21 protein-coding genes are annotated in these 26,293 nt (G+C 64.3%); 2 read left to right on the top strand and 19 right to left on the bottom strand.

The annotated features are described in order from the left end of the window. Nucleotides 1–19 precede the first annotated feature (19 nt). The 17 genes from ACQR1W_RS16045 to cyoA form a co-directional block, all read right to left on the bottom strand. A complete protein-coding gene (locus ACQR1W_RS16045; RefSeq protein WP_434851666.1) occupies nucleotides 20–1,210 on the bottom strand; it encodes a glycosyltransferase in 1,191 nt (396 codons plus the stop codon). After that, nucleotides 1,203–2,225, bottom strand: a complete 1,023-nt coding sequence (locus ACQR1W_RS16040; RefSeq protein WP_434851665.1) for a polysaccharide deacetylase family protein — start codon at nucleotides 2,223–2,225, stop codon at nucleotides 1,203–1,205. Before ACQR1W_RS16040 ends, ACQR1W_RS16045 begins: the two co-directional genes overlap by 8 nt. After that, nucleotides 2,222–3,742 carry a lipid II flippase MurJ gene (locus ACQR1W_RS16035; RefSeq protein ID WP_434851664.1) on the bottom strand — a complete coding sequence of 507 codons (1,521 nt, stop codon included), beginning with the start codon at nucleotides 3,740–3,742 and terminating at the stop codon, nucleotides 2,222–2,224. Before ACQR1W_RS16035 ends, ACQR1W_RS16040 begins: the two co-directional genes overlap by 4 nt. Beyond that, nucleotides 3,739–5,118: an O-antigen ligase family protein gene (locus ACQR1W_RS16030; RefSeq protein WP_434851663.1), complete on the bottom strand. Its 1,380-nt coding sequence runs from the start codon at nucleotides 5,116–5,118 to the stop codon at nucleotides 3,739–3,741. Before ACQR1W_RS16030 ends, ACQR1W_RS16035 begins: the two co-directional genes overlap by 4 nt. Next, the gene (locus ACQR1W_RS16025; RefSeq protein WP_434851662.1) at nucleotides 5,115–6,272 is read right to left on the bottom strand and encodes a glycosyltransferase family 4 protein; all 1,158 of its coding nucleotides are present in this window, start codon (nucleotides 6,270–6,272) and stop codon (nucleotides 5,115–5,117) included. Before ACQR1W_RS16025 ends, ACQR1W_RS16030 begins: the two co-directional genes overlap by 4 nt. Then, nucleotides 6,269–8,521, bottom strand: coding sequence for a polysaccharide biosynthesis tyrosine autokinase (locus ACQR1W_RS16020; protein WP_434851661.1), 2,253 nt, complete (start codon nucleotides 8,519–8,521; stop codon nucleotides 6,269–6,271). Before ACQR1W_RS16020 ends, ACQR1W_RS16025 begins: the two co-directional genes overlap by 4 nt. A 43-nt stretch (nucleotides 8,522–8,564) precedes the next feature. Beyond that, entirely contained in the window at nucleotides 8,565–9,719 is a 1,155-nt protein-coding gene (locus tag ACQR1W_RS16015) for a glycosyltransferase (RefSeq protein ID WP_434851660.1), read from the bottom strand. Nucleotides 9,720–10,055: 336 nt separating this feature from the next. Next, nucleotides 10,056–10,472, bottom strand: a complete 417-nt coding sequence (locus ACQR1W_RS16010; protein WP_434851659.1) for a winged helix-turn-helix domain-containing protein — start codon at nucleotides 10,470–10,472, stop codon at nucleotides 10,056–10,058. A gap of 326 nt (nucleotides 10,473–10,798) precedes the next feature. Then, nucleotides 10,799–13,666: an ATP-binding protein gene (locus ACQR1W_RS16005; RefSeq protein ID WP_434851658.1), complete on the bottom strand. Its 2,868-nt coding sequence runs from the start codon at nucleotides 13,664–13,666 to the stop codon at nucleotides 10,799–10,801. 471 nt (nucleotides 13,667–14,137) lie between these two features. After that, nucleotides 14,138–15,361: a cytochrome P450 gene (locus ACQR1W_RS16000; protein ID WP_434851657.1), complete on the bottom strand. Its 1,224-nt coding sequence runs from the start codon at nucleotides 15,359–15,361 to the stop codon at nucleotides 14,138–14,140. A 126-nt stretch (nucleotides 15,362–15,487) separates the two neighbouring features. Then, on the bottom strand, nucleotides 15,488–16,021 hold the full coding sequence (locus ACQR1W_RS15995) for a response regulator transcription factor (protein WP_035983749.1): 534 nt from the start codon (nucleotides 16,019–16,021) through the stop codon (nucleotides 15,488–15,490). Then, complete coding sequence (locus ACQR1W_RS15990) at nucleotides 16,011–17,354, bottom strand: ATP-binding protein (RefSeq protein ID WP_434851656.1); 1,344 nt, start codon at nucleotides 17,352–17,354, stop codon at nucleotides 16,011–16,013. The genes ACQR1W_RS15995 and ACQR1W_RS15990 overlap by 11 nt, the downstream gene beginning before the upstream one ends. A 101-nt stretch (nucleotides 17,355–17,455) precedes the next feature. Then, on the bottom strand, nucleotides 17,456–18,253 hold the full coding sequence (locus tag ACQR1W_RS15985) for an SURF1 family protein (RefSeq protein WP_434851655.1): 798 nt from the start codon (nucleotides 18,251–18,253) through the stop codon (nucleotides 17,456–17,458). Further along, nucleotides 18,250–18,636, bottom strand: coding sequence for a cytochrome o ubiquinol oxidase subunit IV (gene cyoD, locus ACQR1W_RS15980; protein ID WP_434851654.1), 387 nt, complete (start codon nucleotides 18,634–18,636; stop codon nucleotides 18,250–18,252). Before cyoD ends, ACQR1W_RS15985 begins: the two co-directional genes overlap by 4 nt. Further along, nucleotides 18,633–19,262, bottom strand: a complete 630-nt coding sequence (gene cyoC / locus ACQR1W_RS15975) for a cytochrome o ubiquinol oxidase subunit III (protein WP_434851653.1) — start codon at nucleotides 19,260–19,262, stop codon at nucleotides 18,633–18,635. The genes cyoD and cyoC overlap by 4 nt, the downstream gene beginning before the upstream one ends. Next, the gene (gene cyoB, locus ACQR1W_RS15970; RefSeq protein ID WP_434851652.1) at nucleotides 19,259–21,265 is read right to left on the bottom strand and encodes a cytochrome o ubiquinol oxidase subunit I; all 2,007 of its coding nucleotides are present in this window, start codon (nucleotides 21,263–21,265) and stop codon (nucleotides 19,259–19,261) included. Before cyoB ends, cyoC begins: the two co-directional genes overlap by 4 nt. 9 nt (nucleotides 21,266–21,274) lie before the next feature. Then, complete coding sequence (gene cyoA / locus ACQR1W_RS15965) at nucleotides 21,275–22,450, bottom strand: ubiquinol oxidase subunit II (protein WP_434851856.1); 1,176 nt, start codon at nucleotides 22,448–22,450, stop codon at nucleotides 21,275–21,277. A 164-nt stretch (nucleotides 22,451–22,614) separates the two neighbouring features. Here cyoA and ACQR1W_RS15960 point away from each other — a divergent pair, with 164 nt between their 5' ends. Continuing rightward, complete coding sequence (locus ACQR1W_RS15960; protein WP_434851651.1) at nucleotides 22,615–23,922, top strand: MFS transporter; 1,308 nt, start codon at nucleotides 22,615–22,617, stop codon at nucleotides 23,920–23,922. A gap of 315 nt (nucleotides 23,923–24,237) precedes the next feature. Here the strand turns inward: ACQR1W_RS15960 and ACQR1W_RS15955 are convergent, their stop codons facing one another. Further along, nucleotides 24,238–24,441 (bottom strand): hypothetical protein, encoded by a 204-nt coding sequence (locus ACQR1W_RS15955; protein ID WP_434851650.1) that lies wholly within the window; start codon nucleotides 24,439–24,441, stop codon nucleotides 24,238–24,240. A 110-nt stretch (nucleotides 24,442–24,551) separates the two neighbouring features. On the opposite strand from ACQR1W_RS15955, the gene ACQR1W_RS15950 reads away from it, so the two are divergent. After that, complete coding sequence (locus ACQR1W_RS15950) at nucleotides 24,552–25,415, top strand: Crp/Fnr family transcriptional regulator (RefSeq protein WP_434851649.1); 864 nt, start codon at nucleotides 24,552–24,554, stop codon at nucleotides 25,413–25,415. Nucleotides 25,416–25,423: 8 nt separating this feature from the next. Here the strand turns inward: ACQR1W_RS15950 and ACQR1W_RS15945 are convergent, their stop codons facing one another. Beyond that, a complete protein-coding gene (locus ACQR1W_RS15945; protein WP_434851648.1) occupies nucleotides 25,424–26,146 on the bottom strand; it encodes a hypothetical protein in 723 nt (240 codons plus the stop codon). Nucleotides 26,147–26,293 lie beyond the last annotated feature (147 nt).

Genomic DNA, 26,293 nt, shown 5'->3' with positions numbered 1-26,293 from the left:
CAATGCCGGCGCTTGCAGATTACGACGGACGACCGATGCCGAGCGGCTGCAGCGGCTTGACACGCGTGGCCTCCCTGTCGCTGGCCGCGGCGCGGCAAGCGGTCTCGATCGCGGTTGCGACCGCATCATAGGTGAAGCGCGACAACACGTTGGCGCGCGCCGCGGATGCCTTCGCCCGCAGCATGGCGGGGTCGGCGGCCAGCATATCGAGCAGCCGGCGCAAGCTATCCGGATCGTGCTCCGGCACGATCCAGCCGCCGTCGCCGACGACGTCGGGAATCGCGCCGCAGGTCGATCCGATCACCGGAATGCCACAGGCCTGGGCTTCGATGATCACCCGCCCGAACTGCTCGCGCACCACGTTGGTGGTGCGGGTCAACAGCACCAGCGCATCGAGGCTCTGCAGAAAGGCGGCGACCTGTTGCGGCGGACCCCAACCGCGGAATGTCACGCGATCAGCAAGCCCAAGCATCTCGACGCGCTGGCGCAGCCGCGCGTCGTCAGGACCCTCGCCCATGATGTCGAGCACGACGGGCGCCGCGCTGTGCGCGATCGCCTCCAACGCGTCGTCTAACCCTTTTTCCTCGACCAGCCGGCCGACATAGCCGATCGTGAGCGGCCGGGTCCGCGGCGTGCTGACCGGCTCGGCGTTGGGCACAAAGGTCGCGAGATCGACGCCGTAACCGATCGGCGTCACCGGCCCGGCATACCCCCGCGCGCGCACCACTGATGTCGCATCTAGACTGCGCGACAGGATGTGGTCGGTGCGTGCAAGCACGAAGCGCCTGATGGTCTCGAATGGCGGCGGCAGTCGCTTGAGGATGTTCTGATCGACCTCGAGCACGACGGCCGCGCGGCGCCGCGAGAGCTGCGCCTGGAGCGCGACGATGCTCCACGGCTCCTCCCACAAATGGATCACGTCGGGATCGATCTCGGCCAGCAGCCGCCGCAGCGCAGGATAGAAGTGCAGGTACCATTTCATCGGGCCGGCCCGCGGCAGACGGATCGGCAGCACATGGACAGAGAAGCCGTCGGCACGCGGCGGCTCGGCGACGATGGTGCGACCGAACTCCTTCCAGATGGCCGGCATCACCAGGTGCAGGTCGATGTTGGCCTTGGCCGCAAGATGGCGGTAGCGCAGACGTCCGGCTTCGCTGCTCGCGGCCGGATGCGCAATCGACACGATTCGTAAGCGCGCGCGACTAGACACGGCCAACCACCCTGGCTGCCGTGCCGCTCAGGCCGGTGAGATGCATTTCCATGGCCGCGAGATGACGATGCGCGCCATTGATGGTGTTGCGCGGCAACGAGAACGCATCCTGCCCGTGACGCAGCAGCCCCTTGCGCGTCGTTGCGGCGCTGGCGAATCCCGCCTGGCACGCCAGCGCGAATTCGCGCGGGCCGCAATCGGTCGCGCGGCCGTATGGAAATGCGAAATGCTGCACCTCGATGCCGAGCCGCTCGCTCAGGCGGCGGCGCGACCGGGACAGCTCGGCCAAGGCCGTTTCAGCAGTCACCGCCGAAATTCGCGCATGCGTCACGGTGTGGGCGCCGATCTCGACCAGCGGATCCTGTGCCAGCTCCTGCAGCATGTCCCAGGAGATCGCATGCTTCCAATGCATCGTCTCGATATCGATGGCGTTGGCCGCGCAGAAATCGGCGTAAAGCCTGCCCGCGTCGGGACCATCCCAGGACGCAGCGATGCGCGCAAACGCGCCGCGCCGCTGTTCGGGCGTGCCGAGCGCGAGGCTTTCGCCGTCGACATCGACGCGGTCACGATGCAGTAGCACGTCCTCGAGCCCGGCCGTCCACAGCGGCAGCGTACCGTCGGGAATTCCCGTGGTCACGAACAGCGTGATCGGCACATTGTGCCGGCGGAACAGCGGCACCACGCTTTCGAAGCTGTCGCGATAGCAATCATCGATCGAAAAATTGACGTAGCGGCTGTGATCATGGCGATCGGCCGCGCGACGCAGCCCCTCGCTGACGGTCACGACGTCCCAGCGCTGGGCGCGCAGGTAGGTCAGGAACTGATCGAGAAAGCCGAGGTCGAGATGGAAGTCGCGGTTCGGCAGCCGCTCCCACACCTCAGACGGAGCGGCGCGATGGAAAGTCAAAAAGCAGCCGCGCGGGCCCAGCACCCGATCGGCCGCCTTGGTGAATGGCAGGACGAAGGCGCTGGAGGCCATCATGGCCTTTGTGGTCGCAACAGCTAGGAGGCTCAACTCAACTGCCCCTTCACGTTGGATAATCTCCGGATCTGCCTGAGCGCAATGCCGAGTGCCGTCGGCATCAAAAGAGCTAAGGCGAGAGCAAGGCAAACAAGATAGGCACAGCCGCCGACCAGCAGACGCGGCAGCAAGCCGGCGACCGAACTCTGAATCAGTTGCCCCAGCGCCATCATCAGCAGGGCCGGCACCAGCGCGGTGCCGATCAGCGTCAGGATCTTTCTGCGCTCGCCGAGCACGAGCACCACGCCGAGCAGGAGAACGATGCTGCGGAGCGCCTCACCGATGCCAAGCAGCTGCATGCCGGCGGCGGGCCCGGGCGCGAACAGTGGGGCGAGCAGGTTGAAGCCGATATTGACGAGGTATCCGCACACGATGATCAGCGCGGCCGCACCGTTGCGGCCGGCGCCGTTGAGCAGGCGGATCAGAATCCAGCCGAGCGTCGCGGCCCAGACGCCGCAGGCAATCCCTTTCAGTGCATGCGAGGTCAGGAGCAGCGCCTCGTCGCCGAAGGCGCCGCGGAAATAGATCAGCCGCACGATGTCGGTCGCGAACATCAGCAGGAACGCAGACGCCGGCAAGGTCAAGGCCAATAACGGCCGAAGCAGTGCATCGAGCTGGCTGCGCGGATCGCGGGGCGCATGATGCGAGAGCACGGCCATGCCGAGCGGCTGGCTGATCAGCAGCAGCGCGCTCTCGGTCAGCGATCGCGCATAGTCGAGCGAAGCCACCGCGCCAGTGGTCAGCCGCGACGCCGTGAGCCGTTCGATCCAGATATTGCCCTGCTCGGCGAGCGGCAGCGCGAGCAGCACGCGCAATCTGCGGAAGAAGTCGGCGGCCTTGGCGAGGATGATCGGCACAGTCAAGCCCGAGAAGCTGAGCACGCCCTCACGCCACATCGTATGCAGACCCCACAGCGCCAGCGCATTGAAGGCGATGGTGAAGGAGCAAGCCAGGAAGTAGGCGTCGCCCGTGAGCATCAGCAGCCCGATGCCGGCGAGCACGGCAACGTTCAGGAGACTGGCGCGGACATTGGTCAGCCGGGTGCGACCGAGCGCGATTTCGCCTGCGGCCAGCACGTTGAGGACGGCAGACGCCGGCATGCCGAACGCCATCATGCGCACGAAGCGCAAGGTCAGCTCACGGCCTTCGACGGAGAAGCCGCCGACGATCGCATTGACCCAGATCTCGCCGAGCAACAGAACGGCCACCATGATCAAGGCTGAGATCAGCGCGATGACGACGGTGAGCGCGCCGAGGTTGCGCGAGGGGTTCTCGCCCTGCAGCGCCTCCCGATGCATCGGGATCATGATTGCCGGCACGCTCTCATTCTGCAGGAACGCCAGCGGGATCAGCACGGCCGTTGTCGCGGAGCGGAAGCCGTCGGCGATCAGCGAGGCGCCGAGCACATGCGCCATCATGACCTCGCGCGCGAAGCCGAGCAGCTTGCTCGCCAGCGCGCCGCTGATCAGAAGCGCGCTGAAGCGCCGCAATGACCGGCCGCTCGCGTTCATGCGGCCCCCTCTTCCGGCCGCTTCGGCGCCAGCAGGACAGCAAAGGTCCAGAACAGGAAGCCGCTCTCGCCGGAGGTGATGTTGGCGAGCGGCAGCTGTGCCAGCGCGCCGAGCGCAAGCGCACCGACGATGACGGCCTCCGTGGTGCGATCCGACAGCGCAGCGCCAACCGCATTGCCGATCGCCCACAGCAAAGCGGCGAGGCAGACGCCGCCGACCACGATGCCCATCGAAACCCAGCACGTGATGATCATGCCGTCGATCGGCATGGCGCCGGCCGAGCCGACATCAGTGATGGTGAAGCCGGATCCGAACAGCGAGCTGTCCGGCAGATTCCACAGCGTCATGAATTCCTCGAGCCGCTCCTGCGCGCTGCCGTCCTTCGTCCCCTCGCCGAGCGAAGACAGGCGCTCAGCGACCACGTCGCCGAACGGCGTCAGCGTCGCCGCGAGCACGACCGCGACCGCAATGCCGAGCAGGATCATGCCGGCGCGCCGCCGGGTCTGCGCGAACACGAGACAGAACAGGATTCCCACCGCAAGCGAGATCCACGCGGTGCGGTACATCGAGAGCAGAAAGCCGAGCACCGCAGGCAGGCTCAGCAGCATGGCGGGCCACGGCCGCTTCGAGAAGGCGATCAGCAGCAGCCCGGTCGCGGTGAAGCTCGCATAGACCGCCGGCGCATTCATGGTGCTGAAGGAGCGGACGCCGTAGGGCACCGGCTGGCCGATCGACAGGATCGGCGCGAACTCCATCCAGTAGCGATCCCATTCCGGCGGATCGACATATTGATAGATCGCGTAGAGACCCGTGACGGGGAGGATGATGCGGAACGCCGACGCGGCCGCCTCGAGCAGTGCGCTGCGATCGGCGCTGAGCATGAGCACAGCGGCATAGAGCAGCGGCGCGAGCCATTTCAGCGGACCGGAAGCCGCATTGGTCCAATCGGCCTGGGCGAGCGACAGCAGGCCCGCATAGACGACGCAGGCCGCAACGATGCCGAGCGGCCAGAGCCAGGCTGCCCGCTCCTCGCGCTGCCCCAGCAATCGCGGCAAATGGATCGCGGGGATGAGGATCGCGACCAGCGGTCCGATCAGCATCAGGCCGAGCTGATCAAAGCCTGCGGCAATATCGACCATTCGTCGCACGAACGGCGCGAACGCGAACAGCATCAGCGCCGCCTGCAGATGCGCGGCCGGTCCCTGCCGCCAAGCGTACCAGCCGACGCCGCCGCAGGCGATCACGAAACCAAGCCGCGCCAGGCCGCCGAGCGAGCCGCCGAGCACGGCAGTGCCGAGCAGAACGAGCACCGCCACGCCCCATCCGGGGAACTGCCAGGGCCGTGCGGCCGATGATGCGGCGAGACTTGTGCTCACGCCACCGCTCCCAGGCGGACCTTGGTGATGACCGCCCCGATCGTATCGAGCATCCGCCCGAGACTGTACTCTGCACGTGCGCGCTGCGCGGCATAGTCGATTTGCGTTGCGACCTGCTCCGGCGTCGTCAGCACGGAGGCGATCGCAGCCGCCAAGGCGCGCGGATCGCCAGACGGAATCAGCGTGCCGGCGCGACCGCGCTCCAGAATGTCCGGCGCGGCGCCGGCATCGGTCGCGATGACAGGCACGCCCGACAACATCGCCTCCACCAGCGTCCGGCCAAACGGCTCGGGATCGATCGAGGGATGCACCATCACATCGACCGCCTGCATCAAGCTCGGCACGTCGTTGCGATGACCAAGGAAATGCACGCGATCTACCAGGCCAAGTTCAGCGGTCATCGTGCGCAGACGCGCCGCATAGTCCTGCTCGCCGAACAGAGCATCGCCGACAATGATGCAGCCGACATCGGGAAGGCGCGCGAGCGCTTCGAGCAGCACATGCTGTCCCTTCCATGGCGCGAGCCGGCTGAACACGCCGACCAGCGGACCGGCCGGGAGGCCGAACCGCTGCCTGAGCTCGCTACGCAACGTCCGCTCGGACTTCAGGTCGATGCCGTTGGGCACGACCTCGACCAGACCGCGCCGCCCGCCCGCATCGACAAAGGCCGCCGCCGCCGCTTCCGAAGGGACGATCACCCTCATGGCGCACATGTTCGCCAGCAGAACCTGCATGCGGCGCTGCGCGGCGCCGAAATGCGCGCTGCTGATGATGTCGTGGAGATGCCAGATCAGCGGCCGGCGCACCAGCACATTGGCGAGGGCGGCCAGCACAAACGCCTTCTGCGAATTGGCGTAGACGAAGTCATGCTCCCACGCGGCTCTCGCGATCTCCACGACAATGGCCGCAAGCCGGCCGGCGAGCGGCAGCGCCGAAAGAACGGAGCTGTCGCGGCGGAAGCGCGACAGACCACTGCCATGCTGTGAGATGATGAGTTTCAATCCGCGCGCGGCCAGCGCCGCGCTCAACGGGCCGGTCTCGAACAGGAATGCAGAGGCGTTCTGCCGGCTGGTGACGACATCAAGCAGGATCAGCTCGGCGCCGCCGATCTGGCCGGTATGATCCACGAACAGCACACGTTCGTTCGACATCACCCTGCCCTGGCATAAGCGTCTGTTGCGGTGAATGTCGCTTGCGGCGGACAAGTGCGTTCTGCCTCGGTCATCGTGACGACGACGCCCACATGGCCGGCGCCCAACGCCTTGATGCGGCTGATCGCCGAGACCACTGGCTCAATGACCGGCCGATCGTTCCTGACGCAAAGCACCGCCCAATCCATCCCGGAGAGATATGGGCTGTTCGGCGCGGGCAGCGCGCTGTCGATCAGGACCACGTCATAGGAGCAGAGTCCGGACAGCAGCTCCGCAAGCTTCGCACCAAACAGCAGGTCCGCGGTCGGCACAGTCCCCTGCCCCAGCGGCAGCACATCCAGATTCGGATGCTCCGTCCTGATCACGGCGTCGGTGACCGCGGTCGCTCCGGACAGCACGCCGATCAATCCGGGGCCGGGCGGCAGCGACAACACTTGCGCGACATTCGGGTGGAGCGGCTCGCATTCGACGATCAGCACCCGGCGGCCTGCAGCAGCAAGATGCTCGGCGAGTGCGCATACACTGGTCGTCTTACCCTCGCCGCTTTCCGGCGACGTCACGACGATCCGCCGCGTCTGCCCGGGTACGCCGATTGCCATTTCCTGCACCAGCGCATGAATGCTCGCCTGAAACTCGGCATCCTCCGAAGCGAGCCGCAGCGCCTGTGGAATGGCGAGGTTGCGATAATCCTGGAGGATGGCGCCGACGGTCGATAACTGCCGCAACGACTTGAGCCGCGGCAAGCACGCAAGGATCGGCACGCCGGCGATCTCAGGCAAATCCGGCCTTTGCGCATCCGCAGCAGCAGAGGGATCAGGCACGCGCGCGGTCTCTTCTGGCGCGAGCGCCGGCCCCCGCGCGATCTCTGCAACCTGGCGCGCAGGCGGTTGCACGGGTTCGGGCACAGCTGGCCCCGCTTCTCCGCTCGCACGTGGCGCGACCCGGTCCGCCAGCAAAGCCGCACCGACGCCGAAGATCAACGCCAGCGTCGCGCCGGCCGCCAGGAACGGGATCTTTTTCGGGAAGAAGGGTTTGTTCGGCAGCTCGGCGAGGCTGACCAGCCGGGTGCTGCCGCGCAGAACCCGCCGCTCGGTCTCGAGCTCGCTCGCCTTCTTGTACAGTTCGGCATATTGCTGGCGCTTGATCTCGGTGTCGCGCACCATGCTCTCGATCGAGGCTTCATCGAGCGTCGCCGAACCGGCCTCGGCCTTCGCGGCGTCCATCTGCTTCTTCAGCGAATTCACCAGCGCATCGTTGGCGTCGTAGGCCTTCTTGGCGCTCGCGGCGATGGTCTGCATCTCGTCGACCAGCCGTTGCTGGACCATCGCCTGTTCGCGGCTCAGCGACAGGATCGAGGGATGTTTCGGCCCGAGCATGGTGGCCGCACTGGCCAGCTGCGCGCTGACCGCAGTGAGCTGCTGCTTCAGATCCGCGATGGTGCGGCTCGCCAGCACCGAGGGCGCATCTGTCGGCCCCCGCTCCTGCTCCGACTTGATCTCCTGCAGCCGCGCAGCAGCTTCAGCGCGCGCGGCTTCGGCCTGCGAGAGCTGCTGGCCGATGCTGGTCAACCGCTCCGACGAGATCGGGGCGTTGGCGCCGCGCATCAGGCCCTTGGTCCTGCGGAACTGCTGGATCTTCTCGTCGGCCGCGCGAAGCTGTTGATCGAGCTGTTTCAGCTCCTGCCAAATCCAGGAGCTCGCGACCTCGCGGCTGTTGGCGCCCTCGTTGCGCTGGTCGTCGAGAAATACCTGGGTCAGCGCGTTGGCGAGCGTCTGCGCCGTCTCGGGAAGGCTCGACTGGTAGGAGATGTTGATGACGCGCGAGCGGCCCGCCGACGCGACGCTGAAACGGTTGTCGACGTGGTCGATGAAGGCGCTGGGATCGGTGGCAAGCTTGTCGCAGCTCCCGCCACCGCCCATCCATCGGCCACGTTCACACTCCTTGACCACCGCCGGGATGACACCCGGCGCGCTCATCACCAGCCTCAGCAGCCGTGGCGAGCGGATGACGAGCAGCTGGCTCTCGAGGTCTGCGGGATCGCCGACCTTCTGAGCCCAGGCCGGAGACATGCTGGCGGCTGCGCCAGGCTCCTGTTCGGCGACGATGACGGACGCGGTCGCAAGATAGCGCACCGGCAGCACGATCAGTGCGAGGACGGCAAGTCCGAGGACCGCCGCGGCCACCGCGCCCAACACGCGACGGCGCCGCCACAGGCTGCCGAGGGTCGCAAGACCGGACAGGCTATCGGACATGCTCGCGTGCCTCATCTTCCTGGTCTCGCTCCGACGACACCGTTTACGCGATCAGCCGCGCGGCGCGACGCTGGTCCCCCGCATGGAAACGCTCGAGCTCTTCATTCACGGCCGCGACGAACTGGCTGCGGAAGCGCTCAGCGGAAAACACGGCGGCCCGCTGCCGGCAGTCGAGCCGCGAGATCGTCTTTTCCTTGCCGAGGAACGTACGCACGCATTCAGCAATCGAGCTCGGATCGGCCGCGTCGAAGAACATTCCGGTCGGCCGCGCTCCATTTGTCAGGATCGACTCGCGTGCGCCGCCGCGGCCGAGCGCCAGCACCGGCGCGCCTTCAGACTGCGCCTCAACGAGAACGATGCCAAAATCCTCCTCCGCCGCAAACACGAAGGCCCGCGCAGTGGTCATGAGATCGCGCAGCTGTCTATCCGGAACGAAGCCGACAAACTTGATATTCGGCCGCGCGATCGCCTTCAGCTTTTCTGCTTCCGGCCCGTCTCCGGCAACGATCAGCTCCAGATCGGGCAGCTCATTGAACGCCCGAACGATCGGCTCGATGCGCTTGTACGGAACGAGCCTGCTCGCGGCGAGGAAGTGATTGCCGACCGGCAGGATGGCATCGCGATTGGCGATGGACACCGGCGGATAGATCACCTTGGCCTCACGCCCATAGGTCTTCTTGATCCGGCGGGCGACGAATTGCGAGTTTGTGAAGATCGCATCGGGGCCGTGGGCGGTGCGCGCGTCCCAGATCCGCATCTTGTGCAACAGCAGACGCGCGGCGATCCCTTTCAGGCCGGTCGCGTAACCGCTTTCGTTCAGATAGACGTGCTGCAGATCCCAGGCATAGCGCATCGGCGAGTGCACATAGGCAATATGAAGCTGCTCTGGGCCGGTCAGCACGCCCTTGGCAACCGCACAACTGCTCGAGATGACGAGGTCGTAACCGGACAGATCGAATTGCTCGATCGCAAGCGGCATCAGCGGCAGATAGGACCGGTGGTGCTTGCGCAGGAACGGCATCTTCTGGAGGAAGCTGGTGTGCGAGCTCTCGAAGCCCAACTTGCGACGTTGCTCAGGGCGGAGAAGGTCGAACAGCGTGAAGACGTCTGCATTCGGATAGCAGCGGAGGATTTCGCGCAACACCTGCTCAGCACCGCCCAGGACGTATAGCCAGTCGTGAACGATAGCGACGCGCATCGCGGACTCCGAATTCCAGGGCAATTTAACAAAACCCTTAATGGAGGTACCCACGCGCACAACCCAATCCTAAATTCCTAGTTAATCGCTCTTGGCTTCACATCTGCTTTCTTGGAGTTAGCAGGTAAGGAAATGGAAAGGACTTGAGCAGGAGCTCGCATCATCTTGGAACATTTCTGTGCCGAGAACAGACCGGCGCAAGGAACGGTCCTGTTCTGACACGCCTTGCTCATCATAGAATTTTTAGATTAACGGCCCATTGCTTGCGGTGGACCTTCAGCACACGGACCACGCGCAAGATGCGCGGACGCGAAGCTCAATGACGCGTCGTTCGTATCAGGCCCGCTCGACTGCCAGAGCGAACCGGTAGCCTGCGCCGCGCTCGGTCAAGATGATCTCCGGTGTCCGGGGGTCGGCCTCGAGCTTGCGACGGAGACCCAGGATATGGACGTCGATACAAGCTTCGCGGTCACAGTCGTGGACGCAAATTGCCTGCGCGAGATGGTCCCGCGACAGTGCTCGGTACGGGGCGTCGAGGAATGCGACCAACAAGGAATATTCTCCGCTCGTGAGCGCAACGGACGCACCGTCAGGCGCAATCAGATGCTCGCTCTGCAGATCGAGTTGCCAATCGCCGAAGCGGTAGCAACCATGGTCTGAATTCCGGCGAGGCGTCCCTGCTGCAAGCTCGCCCTGCGCACGGCCGACATCGATCGGCACGACCCGGGCCGCAAACGCGTGCACGGTACTCATGATGTTTCTCGCTTTCTCACCCGGCCCTGTCGGATGGCTCGCTTCGCTCTCAAGCTTCGTCATCAGCGGTCGCCTCGCGGGCGCGCGGCCGATCGTCCGTCGACGGGCACAGAATGCAGCCTCAACATGCTCACCTCCACGACACACCCGCCAGCCTCGGTTCGGCCCCATTTAGCGCCTCGACGTGACCGGCGCTCGTTAAGTGTTGTGAAGTGTTGGGACTCGGCTTGGGCCGCAGCGCAAGGGCGGCTCCGCATGAACGAATTGCCGCGGAAAGACGCGAATCGGCGACGCCGCGGCCTCTATTCGATGAAAATCGCGCTGCTCTACGCGCGTCGTGTTCCGATAAACGGAACACCTTCGAGACAATGCCGCGCAGCGCGCAAGTCTGCGGTGTCGAAACCTTCGTCGAAACGTTGCAGGGTTTGGGCAAGAAGTTGCCTGGCCTGCGCCGACGAAGAACGCGACAGCAGGAACAGATCCATGGCCACCCGCAACTCCCATCCGAGCGAGGATTGGCTTCGGGACAGATCGAGCGCGGCGGTGAGGATGGACTCCACCTGATCGACACTGAACGTGCCGTCCGCGAGCAATATCCTTGCTTTGATGCGGAGAAATTCAGGCAGGTCGATGCCTCCGCCGCTCAGTTCCGCCTGACGGATCGCCTCCTCGATCGCTTCGCGCGCTTCGTCGACCCGATCCAGTTGCAGCAGGCCTTCGGCGAGCGCCCGCCTGAATGAGGCATCCTGAACGTGGTGATTCTCCGCCTGCAGAGCGCTCCGTGTTTTCCGGAGCAAAGCGACTCCCAGCGCCGGATTGTGCCTCAGCGCCAATTCGCCACGGAATCCCAACCCGACTGCGTGGTAGGGCCGCAGATGATGCTGCTCCGCCTTCGCAATGAGCTGCTCGACCCGATGCGAGGCCTCCGTCCAGTCTCCGCGCCAAAGAAATACCTGGGCCGTGTAGATCAGAGAAATGCACTCATTGACCGGATTGCCGAGTAGCTTGGCTTCCTCGATCGCTTTCTCGGCGATTTCCACCGCGTGCTCAGGCCGGCCACGGAGCCAAAACGTGCGGGCCAGACCGACCATGGCGCGAATGCGATGGTCGTAACCGAACAATTTGGTGTTGATGTCAGGATTGGCTTCGGCTCTCACAAAGCCACATTCAAAATAGACTCGTGCCTTGGCCTGGTTGCCAAGCAGATGATGGGCAACGCCCAGCGTCCAATCGGCCGTGGCCAGGCCGGACTCATCACCCAGGGATTTCGCGATTTCCTCATATCGCTCGGCGATCTTCAACGCACCGCGAAAATTTGCGATCCGGGTGAGAAGGATATGACGCCCCGCCAACAGCCTCAGCTGCGACATCGGATCTCCCGCCGCTTCGGCGAGCTCCAGTCCCCGGCGTACCGCGTGTTGGACATCGGCGCCGTTGCCGCGCGTGAACATCCCGGCGATGGCCAGGGCCTCGCGCAGCTTCAACTCCAGCCGGCTGTCGCGAACGCTGCTGCCGAGGACGTCAAGCGCCCGGGCGCACCAGTGATGACAATCGGCGAGCAAGGACAGCTCGATAAAGACCGGAGCCGCGGCTGCCGCCATCGGCACGGCGATGGCGGGATCACCGGTGTCGGAGAATGCCCAGCCGAGCGCGGTACGAATATTGCCGAGATTCTCGATCGCCACCTCACGCCCGCAACAGAGCGTTGCGTCTCCTTCGCGTCCGTTCCCAGGATTCAGCAAAGCTTCGATGTAGACCGCATGACGCCTCTGGATCGTCGCGTCCTCTCCCTCCTGGACCATCCTCTCCAAGGCGAAGGCGCGCGTGGTTTCCAGCAACCTGTATCGGGGCGAGCTCCATTCCGTCGACATCGTCAGCAGGGATTTCGCGCCAAGGCTTTCGATCAGACGAAGTGTCGTGGCCTCGGCATCGCCGGGTTCGGCGACCACGGCATGCGCCGCAGCGAGATCAAAACTGCCGACGAAGGCTGACAGCCGCCAGAAACAGCGGCGCTCTTCGTCAGACAGCAGATCGTAGCTCCACTCGATCAGCGCGTTCAGCGTCTGGTGGCGCTGGCTCGCGGTGCGTCGTCCGGGCCACGCCAGGCGGAAACGATCGTCGAGCAGCCTGGTCAGGCCGCGCAGGCCGTGAATCGCGACCTGGCTGGCGGCGAGTTCGGTCGCCAGCGCGTTGCCGTCGAGACGACGGCAGATCCCGGCAATCATCTCCGCGTTGTCGTCCGACAGCTCAAGCTCTGCGCCGGCCGCCACCGCGCGATTGACGAACAACGCGATTGCGGAAAATGTCTTGGCCTGCTCCGCCGTCAACCGCCTCTTGCCATCCGGGACATCGAGCGGCAGCAACCGATGAACATGTTCGCCTTCGACCCGAAGCGCCTCCCGGCTGGTTGCAAGGATGTGCACCTCGGTCGACTGGCTTGCGATCTGCTCGGCGAGCGCGGCGACCGTGGAGATCACGTGCTCGCAATTGTCGAACAGCAGGACAAGGCGCTTCTCTGCGAGGTGCGCGAGCAGCGCGTTGGTGACATCCGGTTCGTGGATACGGAGCCCAAGCGCCGAGGCAACGCTGGCCGGCACCAGTTGCGGCTCGCGTAGCACCGAGAGGTCGACAAACACGGCGGCGTCCGCGAACGTCCGGGAGAGCGCATGAGCAACGGCCAGCGCAACGGTCGTCTTTCCTGCGCCTCCGGGACCGACCACGGAAACGAACCGTGTCGCCAGTAACTGGTCGGCGAGAGTTTTGACGACGGCATCCCGGCCGACCATGCGCTTGACGGCCGCCGGCAGCCTGGCCGCCTCGAGCTGGCGTTCAGGCGCAGATTCCGGTCGGGCCTCGATCGGCTTGATCAGAGCGACGAAGCAATAACCGCGACCCGCAACATTGGCCACGTACCGCGCTTCGTTCTGGCCATCACCGAGCGTTTTGCGCAGGCCCTTGATGTGCACGCGGAGCGAGCTCTCATCGACGGCAAGGCCAGGCCAAACCTTCGCGATCAGATCCTCCTTGCCGACCACTTCACCGGAGCGCGCGACGAGTGCAACGAGAATGTCGAGCGCGCGGTCGCCGATCCGAAGCGGCACCCCCTCTTTGAGCAACAGCCGCCGCGCCGGATACAGGCTGAACGGGCCGAATTCAATTCCCGCATCCTCCTTGAGCTCGTGCGGCCCGATCATGGATGGTCCTTGAATTCTCCGGTCTGCTGATCTCATGCAGGTCCGAACGCGCAAGGCGGTTGAAGACAGATTACGACACGGTCACATGTGGTCGGTCCGTCGCGCCGATGCTCGGACAAAGCATTTGGAATGTGACCACAAGACGGTGGTATCGCGTGCTTTGGCACGAGGCGATCAAACTATCGTCGGATTTCTGCCTATCGAGGCAACTTATCTGTTCACAATATCGGCCGCGGCAGCGCCGGACCACCAAAACCATTCGATATCAACCAATCGACGGCCCACTTCATATCTGCAACGGAGCTTGTGGGAACGGCATCACGACAAGATTTCGATCTGTCAAATTCCGGTTACAACTGTAACGAAGCATCCATCAACGACGCGGAGCTGACGCAGCTCGCGCGTTGATATCCACTGCTTAACCTGGAGCTTCTCGACGACGGCAAATGCGGCTTCCAGCCCTGGCTGCGCCTAATGCGGCCGCCTCACCCGCATGGCTCCGACGCGGCGGATGCCGAAATGTCCACGCAGGCTGAACGGCTCGCCCACCATCTCAAGGTCCGGCACGCGCGCGGCAAGCGCCGCCAGGCCTTCCTCCAGCTCAGCCCGCGCCAGCGCCTCCCCGAGGCAGCGATGCGGGCCAGCGCCGAACACCGGATGCAGGCGGACATGATCGGTTCGGTGGATGTCGAATACGTCAGGATCTTTGTAGACGCGTTCGTCGCGCAATGCCGAGATCAGCGCGAACGTGATGAGTTGTCCAGCCGGCAGCTTGACCCCGTCGAGATCGATGTCCTCCTGGGCCAGCCGGCTGGTCGAAGCGACGCTCGGTTCGTAGCGGAGCGCCTCGTTGACCGCGGGGCGCACGAGCGCAGGATCCCGACAGACGGCCTGCCACTGGGCTCGATGCTGCAGCAGCGACGCGAGCTGAGACGCCATCGCACCACGCGTCGTGTCGGTGCCGCCGATGATCATTGTAATGACTTGCACGACGATTTCCGCCGGCGAGAGCTCGCCCTCCTGCTCCGCATCATGCAGGAAGGTGGAGAGGAAATCGTCCCGTGGTGCGGCTCGACGGTCGGCCAGAAGCTCTTCGGCATAGGTCCTCAGGCCGGTCATGTCCGCCTCCATGCCCGGAATATCCTCGGGCGCGTAGCTGAAACTGAGCAGGCGGGAAGCACTATAGGCGAGCTCGGTGAAGCGCGGGATGTCCCGTAGCGGCAGGCCGAGCAGGCCGGCAATGGCTTGCGCCGGCAACCGGCTCGCGAAGCCAGCCACGAAATCGATCGTCTCGCCCGGCTCCCAGGCCTCGATCAAGCTCTCGGCGCTTCGACGCAGCTGTGGCCGCAGCTCCGTCATCAGACGCGCGGCAAAGGCGCGGGTGAAGGGTGAGCGCCGGCGGCGATGCACGGCGCCGTCGGCGGTCAGCATGCCTTCGCTGAAGAATTCGAACAGCGTGCCCTCGGTGATGCCGCGCAGGCGCGCCAGCTCGGTCCCGAGAGGCCGCAGCCGCGCATCATTTATCAGGCGGTCGACATCCGTCGCGCGCAGGATCAGGAACCCGTATCCGTCGTGCGGGATCGCCGGCGTGAGCGCACGCCAATGCCGCATCACACCATGCGGATCCGCCTCCAGCTCGGCGATGGTGGGCGGCGCGCCCGTGGAAAGAGAGACGGTGCTGTTTGCGTGTGACATCGGCGGCCTCGCTTCATCTCGGCCTGCGAGCTTGAGAAAGTCGTGTCACACAATGATTTCGATGAGCGAGATTCCCATTACGCCCGTAACAAGGACGTCAGGGCTGTCGTGGCGCTACTTCACCTGTTACTTGACTTGGCGTTTCTCAAGTTTGCGGGCCAGAGTGCGGCGATGCATGCCGAGCCGTCTTGCGGCTTCCGAGATGTTGAAATCGGTCTCGATCAGGGTCTGATGAATCCGCTCCCACTCCAGTGTCTTGATCGAGGTCGAACGATCTCCAAGCGCGACCTGCGGATTGCCCTGCGCCTTGCGAAACGCCTCCTCGATATCGTCGGTGTTGGAGGGTTTCGCCAGGTAGTGGCAGGCACCGAGCTTGATGGCTTCGACCGCCGTCGCGATGCTCGCATATCCCGTCAGTACGACGATCAGCATCTGCGGGTCGTGCGCGTGCAGCATCTCGACACAGACGAGCCCCGATGCACCACCGAGCTTGAGGTCGACGACGGCATATTCGGGTGATCTGAGTTTCAGGATCTCGCCGACCTCGTCGTACGACGCGGCGACCACGACGTCGTAGCCGCGCCGTTCGAACGAGCGCTTCAGGGTGCGCGCAAAACCTTCATCGTCTTCGACGATCAGCAGGGATCGGTCACTCACCACCACGCTCTCCAATCGCAAGCATCGACAGCGGGAGGGACAGCCGCACGGTGGCGCCGCGGCCGCGATGGTTCCAGGCCGAAACGACGCCACCGAGCTTGCGGATCACATTGACGACCAGGAACAGGCCGAGCCCGCCGCCCGGCCGCCCCTTGCTGCTCTGATACGGCCGGCCGAGCTGGGCGAGGATCCCCCGGTCGAAGCCGGGGCCGCGATCGCTGATGCTCAGAAGCAGCATGTCGCCGTCGCGCTCGACCACGAGTTCGACCCAGTCGCGCGACACCTCGTGGGCGTTGTCGAGCACGTTGACGATCGCCTGTTTCAGCGCGACATCGGAAACGATCGCAATGTCGTCACCGAACTCATTCCGAAAGATCAGATTGCGCGCTGACCGCGCCCCGCGCCATTCGTCGACAAGGCCCGCAAGGAAGGTCTTCAACGTGGTCGGTGCCGATCCTTCGCCGCGCGCCTGCCCGGCCGACACCAGGATATCGGTGACGATGGATTTGCAGCGCTGCACGGAAGCTTCCATGTCGGCGAAATCATCGGCAAGCGCCGGGTCTGATGCGATCGCCGGCATGCGCCGCCAGTCATTGAGGATCACCGAGAGCGAGGCCAGCGGCGTACCGAGCTCATGCGCGGCGCCCGAGGCGAGCAGGCCCATCCGGATGATGTGATCCTGCTCGGCGGCGTGCTGGCGCAAGGCGGCCAGCTTGGCGTCGCGCTCGCGCAGGTTCCGATTGATGCGGGTGACGAACACGACGAGCAGAACCGCATCGAGCACGAAGCCGACGAAGGTGCCGGTGATATACAGGCTGAAGACATCGCTGGCGCTATGATGCGGCAGCAACAGCGGCCGATAGGAGACGATCAGCCAGATGAAGCTCACGCAGCTCAACGCCACCAGCGACCAGGTCGAGCGGGCGTCGAGCAGCACGGCGCCGAGCGTCACCTGCAGCAGATAGAGGCAGGTGAAGGGGTTGGAGGCGCCGCCGGCGAGATGAAGTTCAGCCGTCAACGCCACCACGTCGAGCATCAGGGCGATCAGGAGGTGACGGTTGCTGACGTCATCTCGATATTGCAGCCAGATCTGGCTCGCCACATTCAACGCGATCAGCGCGCCGATGACAGCAGCCATCGGCGGGAGCGGCAGGGTGATATCGAACCACCAGGAGACGAACGCGATAGTCGCCACCTGTCCGAGCACCGCCATCCAGCGCAGCTGGATCAGCAGCGCCATGTTCTTGCGGTTGGTCGCATCCGCCGCCAGCGGCGGTGGCCCGAATGCATCTGCGGCATTGGCTGCGGCCGGCAGGGCCGCGGCTTCGTTCCTCATGACCATTCCCGAGATCAGATCGTGTCGACAACATGTCAACCCGAGAGCTGGCCTAGCAGAAGACACTGAGCTTGTCCCAAGACTCGTCCTAAGGCTGTTGGCTAGCTTACGCCCTGCGCGGCATGGTCGGGAGAACCGCGCGTGCCGAAAAGACGGTGCAGTCCGGCGCCGGCCAGCATGACGGCAAGCGCAAACCACGTCAGCGCATAGACCAGGTGATTGTTCGGAAAGGAAATGACGGTCAGGCCGCCCCGCGGCCAGCCGCCCGGATTGGGCGTGGCATCGGCATCGATGAAGAACGGCGCAACCTGTGGCAGGCCGCGCGATGCGGCGACCGCTGTTACATCACGCGAGTACCATCGATTGGCGGCGGGATCGTTCCGGCGCAGGAAGCCGCCGCCGGGCTCGGAGATCCTGAGCAGCCCCGTGACGTCCACCGTCCCAGCCGGGTTCCCCTCGCCTCGCGTGGCCGGGTCGCGCCGTTCCACCGGGACGAAGCCGCGATTCACCAGCACAATGGCGTGATCGGGTGTCTCGAGCGGGGTGACGACCCAATAGCCAGAGCCGTCGACCGTCAGCGCCTGCACCAGGGTTTCGCGCTCGTGCAAGAAACGCCCTGTCACGGTGACGCGCCTGTATTCATCGTCGGCGCGGTTGACCGCCGGCCAAGCCGCCGGTCCCGGCATCGGCGATGGATCGGCATGGACGCGGTGCTCGACCCGGTCGATCAGATCGAGCTTCCAGGCGCGTCGCTCGATCTGCCAGACGCCCAGCGCCAGCAGCAGGGCAACACAGGCGACCCACGCGAGACCGAGCAGCAAGGACACCGGCCGGCACGTGTTGCGGCGGTCGCGATCGGTCCCCTCTGGCTCAGCCCCCTCCGTGGGAGGCTCGGTCACGGCGATGGGCTCATCTCGTGCATCGGCATCATGTTGGTGGTCAGATGCTGCATCACCCACAATGAACCGCTCAGCGCGATCACGACCACGATGATGGTGAAGATCAAAGCCATCATACTCCAGCCGCCTTCCGAGCGGGTGTTCATGTGCAGGAAGTAGACCATATGGACCACGACCTGCAGAGCCGCCACCGCCATGATCACCAGCGCGGTCACCTGCTTATCGAGGGTTCCACTCATCACCAGCCAGAACGGCAGCGCCGTGAGGACGACCGAGGCGGCAAAGCCGATCCACAGGTCGGCACGCGTGCCGTGGCTATGGTCCCCGGCGGTGCCGTGGTCGTGGTCGTGTACCTGGGCTTCGGCGTGGACGTCCGTGCTCATCGCAGCATTCCCATGAGGTAGACAACGGTGAAGACGCCGATCCAGATGACGTCGAGGAAGTGCCAGAACATGCTCAGGCAGAACAGCCGGCGACGGTTGCTCTCGATCAGCCCATGCAGCCGGACCTGCACCATCAACGTCACCAGCCAGATCAGGCCGAAGGTGACGTGCAGACCGTGGGTCCCGACCAGCGTGAAGAACGACGACAGGAACGCGCTGCGCTGGGGCGTCGCACCCTCATGGATCATGTGGGCGAATTCGGACAGCTCGATGCCGAGAAAGCCGAGGCCGAACAAACCGGTCACGACGAGCCAGGCCATCATCGCCCCGACGCGGGATTGCCCCATGGCCAGCATCGCGAGGCCGTAAGTCAGCGATGACAGCAGCAGGAACGTGGTGTTGACCGCGACCAGCGACAGGTCGAACAGATCCTTCGGCGCCGGACCCGCAGCATATTTCCCGCCGAGCACGCCATAGACGGCGAACAGCATCGCGAAGATGAGGCAGTCGCTCATCAGGTAGATCCAGAAGCCCAGCATGGTGCTGTGGCCTTCCGCGTGCTCGTGCTCGTCGACGACGTAGAAGACCGGCTCGCCGGCCTTCATCGATCCCATGGCAATGGTCATGACTTCGCTCCTGCCAGCAGCTCGGTGCGGGCGCACTCGGTGCGCACGACCTCGTCGGCGGGGATGTTAAAACTCTGGTGATAGTTGAAGGTGTGGCGGATCGCGACCGCGAGCAGCGCGATGAAGCTCACCCCCGCCAGCCACCAGATGTACCAGATCAGGCCGAACGCCATCGCGGTCGCAAGCCCGGCGAGGATGACCCCGGTGCCGGTATTGCTCGGCATGTGGATCGCCTTGAACCCGGCGAGCGGCCGCGCATAGCCGCGGCGCTTCATGTCCCACCAGGCGTCGTTGTCATGCACCACCGGCGTGAAGGCGAAGTTGTAGGCCGGCGGCGGCGACGACGTCGCCCATTCCAGGGTGCGGGCGTCCCACGGGTCCCCGGTGACATCGGCGAGCTTCTCGCGGCGGAGCACGCTGACCGCGATCTGGATCAGGAAGCAGGCGATGCCGCAGGCAATCAAGACTGCGCCGATGCCGGCAATCACGAACCAGATCTGCAAGGATGGATCGTCGAATACGCGAAGCCGCCGCGTCACGCCCATCAGGCCGAGCACGTAGAGCGGCATGAAGGCCAAATAGAAGCCGACCACCCAGAACCAGAACGACAGCTTGCCCCAGAACACGTCGAGCTTGAAGCCGAATGCCTTCGGGAACCAGTAGCCGATGCCGGCGAACAGGCCGAACAGCACCCCGCCGATGATCACGTTGTGGAAGTGCGCGACCAAAAACAGGCTGTTATGCAGCACGAAATCGGCCGGCGGCACCGCCAGCAGCACGCCAGTCATGCCGCCGATCACGAAGGTCAGCATGAAGGCGACCGTCCACATCATCGGCAGCTCGAAACGGATGCGGCCGCGATACATCGTGAACAGCCAGTTGAACATCTTCGCGCCCGTCGGGATCGAGATGATCATGGTGGTGATGCCGAAGAACGAGTTGACGCTCGCGCCCGATCCCATCGTGAAGAAATGGTGCAGCCAGACCAGGTAGGACAGGATGGTGATGACGACCGTGGCGTAGACCATCGAGGTATAGCCGAACAGCCGCTTGCCCGAGAAGGTCGAGGTGACCTCGGAGAAAATGCCGAAGGCCGGCAGCACCAGGATGTAAACCTCCGGATGACCCCAGATCCAGATGAGGTTGACATACATCATCGGATCGCCACCAAAATCGTTGGTGAAGAAGTTGGTGCCGACGTAACGATCGAGCGACAGCAGCGCGAGCACCGCGGTCAGTACCGGAAACGACGCCACGATCAGCACGTTGGTGCAGAGCGAGGTCCAGGTGAACACCGGCATCCTCATCATGGTCATGCCGGGCGCGCGCATCTTCACGATGGTGCAGATCAGGTTGATGCCCGACAATGTCGTACCGACGCCTGCGACCTGCAGTCCCCATATATAGTAATCGACGCCGACGTCCGGACTGTAGGCGAGGTTCGACAGCGGCGGATAAGCGAGCCAGCCGGTGCGCGCGAACTCGCCGATGAACAGCGACGCCATCACTAGCACCGCGCCGCCGACCGTCATCCAGAAGCTGAAATTGTTCAGGAACGGGAACGACACGTCGCGCGCGCCGATCTGCAGCGGCACCACGAAGTTCATGAGCCCGGTGACCAGCGGCATCGCCACGAAGAAGATCATGATCACGCCGTGCGCGGTGAAGACCTGGTCGTAGTGATGCGCCGGGAGGAAGCCTTCCGAGCCGTTGAAGGCCATCGCCTGCTGCATGCGCATCATCAGCGCGTCGGCAAAGCCGCGCAGCAGCATGACGATGCCGAGCACCATGTACATGATGCCGATGCGCTTGTGGTCGACGCTGGTGAACCATTCGCGCCACAGATAGGCCCAGAGCCGGAAATAGGTGATGGCGCCAAGCAGCGCGAGGCCGCCGAGCGCAACCACGGCAAAGGTGCCGACGATGATCGGCTCGTGCAGCGGCAGCGACTCCGGCGTGAGCCGTCCGAAGATCAGCCTGGTGAGATCGTGCGTATCAACCATGGTGCTATCTCACGAATCCGATTTGGAGCTGCGTCCGAACAAGAATGAGGTCGAGGATTTCCGCGCGGAGCCGGGACGCGCCAGGCCATAACCGCGCAGCGGCGTCCCATCGATCGGCGCGGGAACAATCGTCGAGGCGTCGGACATCCGGCCGACCTGATCGCCCGGCAGGCAGACGCCGCCGGCGACATAGCTGGGCTCGGGTCCGAACACGGCGCCGCGCGCGGCCAACTTGTCGTAGGTCAGCGGCAGCGTGTTGCCGATGCCGGCAAGACCCATGCCGCCCTTGGCGTCGATCGCCATCATCTCACTGGTGCACATCTTGCCGGTCTCGACGCACATGTTGAGGATCGCCGGGAACAGCTCCTCATCGACAGGCGTATAGAAGCGGACGGGCTCGTTCTCGCTGGGACGCTCGAGCGCCAGATATTCCTGCCGGCCGAGCCGGCTGGCACCGGCGGACTTCGCCTTCGCGATCCACTGGTCGAAATCGCCGTCGGCCAGCGCCTGGAAGGTGAAGTGCATATGCGAGAAGCCGGCGCCGGAGTAATTGGCGGAGAATCCGCGATAGTTGCCGGGCGCGTTGATGACGGCGTGCAGCCGCGTCTGCATGCCCGGCATCGCATAGATCTGGCCAGCCAGCGCCGGGATGTAGAACGAGTTCATCACCGAGGAGGCCGTGATCTTGAAATCGAGCGGCCGATTGACGGGCGCTGCGAGCTCATTGACGCTGGCGACGCCGTATTCGGGATAGATGAACAGCCACTTCCAGTCGAGCGCGACGACGTCGACTTCCAGCGGCTTGAGATCCGGGTTGGTCGGATGATCGGCGGCAATACGGCCGAGCGTGCGATAGGGATCGAGCAGATGCGTGCCCATCCAGGTCACCGCACCCAGGCAGATGATGATCAGAAGCGGCGCCGCCCAGATCAAAAGCTCGAGCTGGGTCGAGTGATCCCAATCCGGCGCGTAACGGGCTGTCGTGTTCGACTGCCGGTAGCGCCAGGCGATCAGGGCCGTCGCGACCATGACTGGCACCACGATCAGCAGCATCAGGACGGTGGCGATGACCACGAGATCACGCTGTTGCGCAGCCACATCGCCCGCCGGCGCGAGAACGACGAAGTCGCACCCGCCAAGGGCGAGGCCAAGCGGCAATAAAGCCAATAGTTTCAGATAGCGCACGCTTAACCCCATCAAGCGACGGATTTTTTCCGCCCGAGAGGTACCCATGCTGCAGCGCATCCAACATTGGACAATTTGTCCAATACCGGGCCGATGGCCGCGCGGCCAAACACAGCTTGGGCGCAAGGCCCGGCAGGACCACTTCAAGGCAGACTGGAATCGTGATGACACAGGCGGCGGCAACGGCTGATGCGATCCCTGGCGCTTCCCACGGCCACGGGGCCAATCCGGGCGAGATCGCCATCGGCGTCATCATCGGGCGCACATCGGAATTCTTCGACTTTTTCGTCTACGCCATCGCCTCGGTGATCGTGTTCCCGCGGCTGGTGTTTCCGTTCGCCGACGATCTGCACCAGACTCTTTATTCCTTCACACTGTTCGCGTTGGCCTTCATCGCCCGGCCCGTCGGCAGCGTGATCTTCATGGCGATCGACCGGCGGCACGGCAAGAACGCCAAGCTGATCACCGCGCTGTTCCTGCTCGGCACGTCGACGGTCGCAATTGCCTTCCTGCCGAGCTACCACACCATCGGCGCCGCCGCGATCTGGCTCCTGGCGCTGGCGCGTATCGGCCAGGGCCTGGCCTGGGGCGGCAGCTGGGACGGCATGGCCTCGCTGCTTGCGATGAATGCGCCGGAAAGCCAGCGCGGCTGGTATGCGATGATCCCGCAACTCGGTGCGCCGCTGGGTCTGATCGTCGCCAGCACACTGTTTGCGTTCTTTGCTGGCTATCTGTCTGCCGCCGACTTCTTCGACTGGGGCTGGCGCTATCCGTTCTTCGTCGCCTTTGCGATCAACGTGGTCGCGCTGTTTGCGCGGCTGCGCATGGTGGCGACGCCTGAATATGCCGGGCTGTTCGAGAGCCGCGAGTTGCAGCCGGCCCGCGTCTCCAACACCATCCGACATGAGGGCCGCAATATCGTGATCGGCGCGTTTGCTCCCCTGGCGAGCTTCGCCCTGTTCCACATGGTCACCGTGTTTCCGCTCTCCTGGGTGTTCCTGTTCACGCGCGAGAGCCCGACGCGCTTCCTGGTGATCGAGACCATCGGCGCCATGGTCGGCGTGATCGCGATCATCGCCTCCGGCGTGCTCGCGGACCGGATCGGACGCAAGCCGCTGCTGATGGGCTCGGCAATTGCCATCGCGGTGTTTTCGGGCTTTGCTCCGCAGCTGCTCGATGCCGGCGCCGTCGGCGAGTCCATCTACATGGTGCTCGGCTTCATCCTGCTCGGGCTGTCGTTCGGCCAGTCGTCAGGTGCGATCGCCTCCAACTTCGCGCGCGCCTATCGCTACACTGCCTCGGCGCTGACCTCCGATCTCGCCTGGCTGTTCGGCGCCGGATTCGCCCCGCTCGCTGCGCTGCTCCTTGCCGCCAATTTCGGGCTAATGTCCGCCGGTGCCTACCTGCTGTCGGGCGCGATCTGGACCGTGCTTGCACTGTGGCTCAGCGGGCCGGAGAAAATTCAGCGCTAAAACGACGCGGCGGATGGCTTCGCTAGCCTACTCCGCGGCGGACAAGCGATCCGCTAGATGCCTTGCGCGTCTCGCAAAGAACGCTGGGCAGGAGAAAGGCCGGCACCCGGCGCCGGCCTAGGACGTGATCTTGCACTGGCAGTCCATGCCATCCACGATCACGTGCACATGGTTGAAGTTGTTGCCTTCACAGGCAATGTCGCAAGGGCGCCGATCCGATCGACTGATCTTGTCACTCGATCGAGGAGCGCCCTGACCGCGAATAAAATGATCGGGGAGCGTCAGGTTCGCCGCGCTGGCCGCATACTATCCTGGCTAATGTCCAAGCGCAGATTCACCCGCCTCGCGAGCCGGTACGGTCAAACGAACCTCATGACCCTGGCGGATCGCCAGCGAAGCCGCAGCGGCCGCAGTTTCAAAGGCGGCTTCTTTCGTCGCGTACTCTCCCTTGATCTCGCCGTCGTGCAGCACGCCCCATTGGTCCCGAACCGACACGATCGCGTATTCAGCGACACCCATTCCGACCTCCTCGGGCTCAAGCCGGATGCAACGCGGAAGACCCGTCGAGGTTCCAGAGATGTTCCGGATCATAGATGTAGTCGGTTCCGGCTCTAAAAGGAGGCGCTGCGGTGCGCTATCTAACAAAGGTTAAAGACGAATCGTACTTACCCCGTAGCATCCCGTCGGGCAGGACATCGCATGAAACAGGTCCGAGTATGCAAAGTGGGTTTCCATTCACCAAATTCGCCGACCGACTCGCCAGCCTTGTAGAACTCTCCTCCGACGACGTCGATCTGCTTGCCAAGATGCCCGCGACCATCGGCCATTTCGGGTCCCGTGACATCGTGGCCCGCAAAGGCGACCGCCCCACGGTCTGCTGTCTGCTGTTGCAGGGCTATCTTTGCTGGACCGTCGACTGTGAAAGCCAGCAGCAGATCACCTCGCTGCACGTTCCCGGCGACATCCCTGATCTTCAGGCCCTCTCCGCCCCGCTGCTGCAATTCGATCTCACCGCGTTCGGCCCGGTCGTTGTCGCCTTCGTGCCGCACCGTTTTTTTCGCGAACTAAGCGAGGCCTCGGCGCGGCTGTCCCGCGCCTTGTCGTTACTGATGCTGACGGATGTCTGGTGTCTGCGAAACTGGATCTGCAATCTTGCAACGCGGGATGCACTGGCGCGCGTCGCCCATCTGCTTTGCGAGCTTACCGTCCGACTGCAAGCCATCGGCCAAGCCCGGGACTTTCGGTTTCTCTCACCCTTCACGCAGACCGATCTTGCCGCAGCTTGTGCGATTTCTGCCGTCCATGCCAATCGGACCATTCAGGAATTGCGGCGCCGGAAATTGTTGCAGTGGAACTCGCGAACGATCGAGATCACCGACTGGTCCGGCCTCGTGCGACTTGCCGGATTTCAGCCGGACTATCTCGGCCTGCGCAAGCCGCCGCTGCAGGAGGCGAAGGATTTCGACTCACATATGGCTGAAATCCGTGTCTAACCTGGGCATCAGACCCGCTCATGTCTCAACCGGTTCTGAAGTGCTGTATGGATTTTTCTGACAACTCCGCTCCAGTCACGCGCCACGTTCTGATGAAATAGACGCACGCTCGGATACCAATAGGTCCGCTCGCCGATCACCGGCCAGCGCCAATCGCACTCCGAATGCAGCATCACCCAAGTCTCGACACCCAATGCTCCGGCCAGGTGGGCTACCATCGTATCCACTGAGATGACGAGGTCGAGCCGTCGCATGCGGCAGCCGAGCTCGTTCAGGTCGGCTGTGCTGATATCGAGCGCGCCGATATCGGAACCGGCCGCAGCCGCCTCGCCGCGCTGAAGAGAATAGAGCTGGACGTCCGGCGCCTGGATATTTTTGAGCAGCGCAGGCGGCACCGCGCGCCTGACGTCCCACGCGCCACCTTGCCAGACCAGGCCCACAGCGAGCCGGCTTTGTCTTGGCAGCACAAATTCGGCATCTTCGGACTTGAGTTCGGTCTTGATATCCGTCTTGGGCCTCAAGTAAGGGCGTGGCATCGCGACCTCGCGCATACTGGCGCGCAGCGCGTGCGGCACTTCCATGATCTCGATATCTGCGTCGAACTCCACCTCCGGCGTCCTATCGTGAAGGGCGACGACCCGATCCACGCCGTCCACGTTTGCGACGAGCCTGACCAGCTCGGGCTGGCACCAGACGGTCACCTCGCGCGCGATCCGCCGCAGCGGCGCCATGAAGCGAATGAATTGGATGGTGTCGCCGAGACCGTGATAGCAGCGCACGAGCACGCGGCGCCCTCTCAGCTCTTCACCCCACCAGATCCGCTGCAGATGGCGCGGCCCGACGTGCTTGTCGGCCCCCGCCCGCGGCTGGGCTGATAG

The organism is Bradyrhizobium sp. HKCCYLS1011, assembly GCF_051167795.1.
GTDB lineage: Bacteria > Pseudomonadota > Alphaproteobacteria > Rhizobiales > Xanthobacteraceae > Bradyrhizobium.
The sequence above is the reverse complement of the archived record's forward strand: the minus strand, read 5'-3'. Positions and strand labels throughout refer to the sequence as shown.

Excerpts from the sequence above, each read along its gene's own strand:
- ACQR1W_RS16010 (WP_434851659.1), bottom strand. The coding sequence starts at position 10,472 with ATGAGTACCGTGCACGCGTTTGCGGCCCGGGTCGTGCCGATCGATGTC.
- cyoC (WP_434851653.1), bottom strand. The coding sequence starts at position 19,262 with ATGACCATTGCCATGGGATCGATGAAGGCCGGCGAGCCGGTCTTCTAC.
- ACQR1W_RS15945 (WP_434851648.1), bottom strand. The coding sequence starts at position 26,146 with ATGGCGCCGCTGCGGCGGATCGCGCGCGAGGTGACCGTCTGGTGCCAG.
- ACQR1W_RS16005 (WP_434851658.1), bottom strand. The coding sequence starts at position 13,666 with ATGATCGGGCCGCACGAGCTCAAGGAGGATGCGGGAATTGAATTCGGC.
- ACQR1W_RS15960 (WP_434851651.1), top strand. The coding sequence starts at position 22,615 with ATGACACAGGCGGCGGCAACGGCTGATGCGATCCCTGGCGCTTCCCAC.
- ACQR1W_RS15990 (WP_434851656.1), bottom strand. The coding sequence starts at position 17,354 with ATGAGGAACGAAGCCGCGGCCCTGCCGGCCGCAGCCAATGCCGCAGAT.
- ACQR1W_RS16015 (WP_434851660.1), bottom strand. The coding sequence starts at position 9,719 with ATGCGCGTCGCTATCGTTCACGACTGGCTATACGTCCTGGGCGGTGCT.
- cyoD (WP_434851654.1), bottom strand. The coding sequence starts at position 18,636 with ATGAGCACGGACGTCCACGCCGAAGCCCAGGTACACGACCACGACCAC.
- cyoB (WP_434851652.1), bottom strand. The coding sequence starts at position 21,265 with ATGGTTGATACGCACGATCTCACCAGGCTGATCTTCGGACGGCTCACG.
- ACQR1W_RS16000 (WP_434851657.1), bottom strand. The coding sequence starts at position 15,361 with ATGTCACACGCAAACAGCACCGTCTCTCTTTCCACGGGCGCGCCGCCC.
- ACQR1W_RS16035 (WP_434851664.1), bottom strand. The coding sequence starts at position 3,742 with ATGAACGCGAGCGGCCGGTCATTGCGGCGCTTCAGCGCGCTTCTGATC.
- ACQR1W_RS15955 (WP_434851650.1), bottom strand. The coding sequence starts at position 24,441 with ATGGGTGTCGCTGAATACGCGATCGTGTCGGTTCGGGACCAATGGGGC.
- ACQR1W_RS16020 (WP_434851661.1), bottom strand. The coding sequence starts at position 8,521 with ATGTCCGATAGCCTGTCCGGTCTTGCGACCCTCGGCAGCCTGTGGCGG.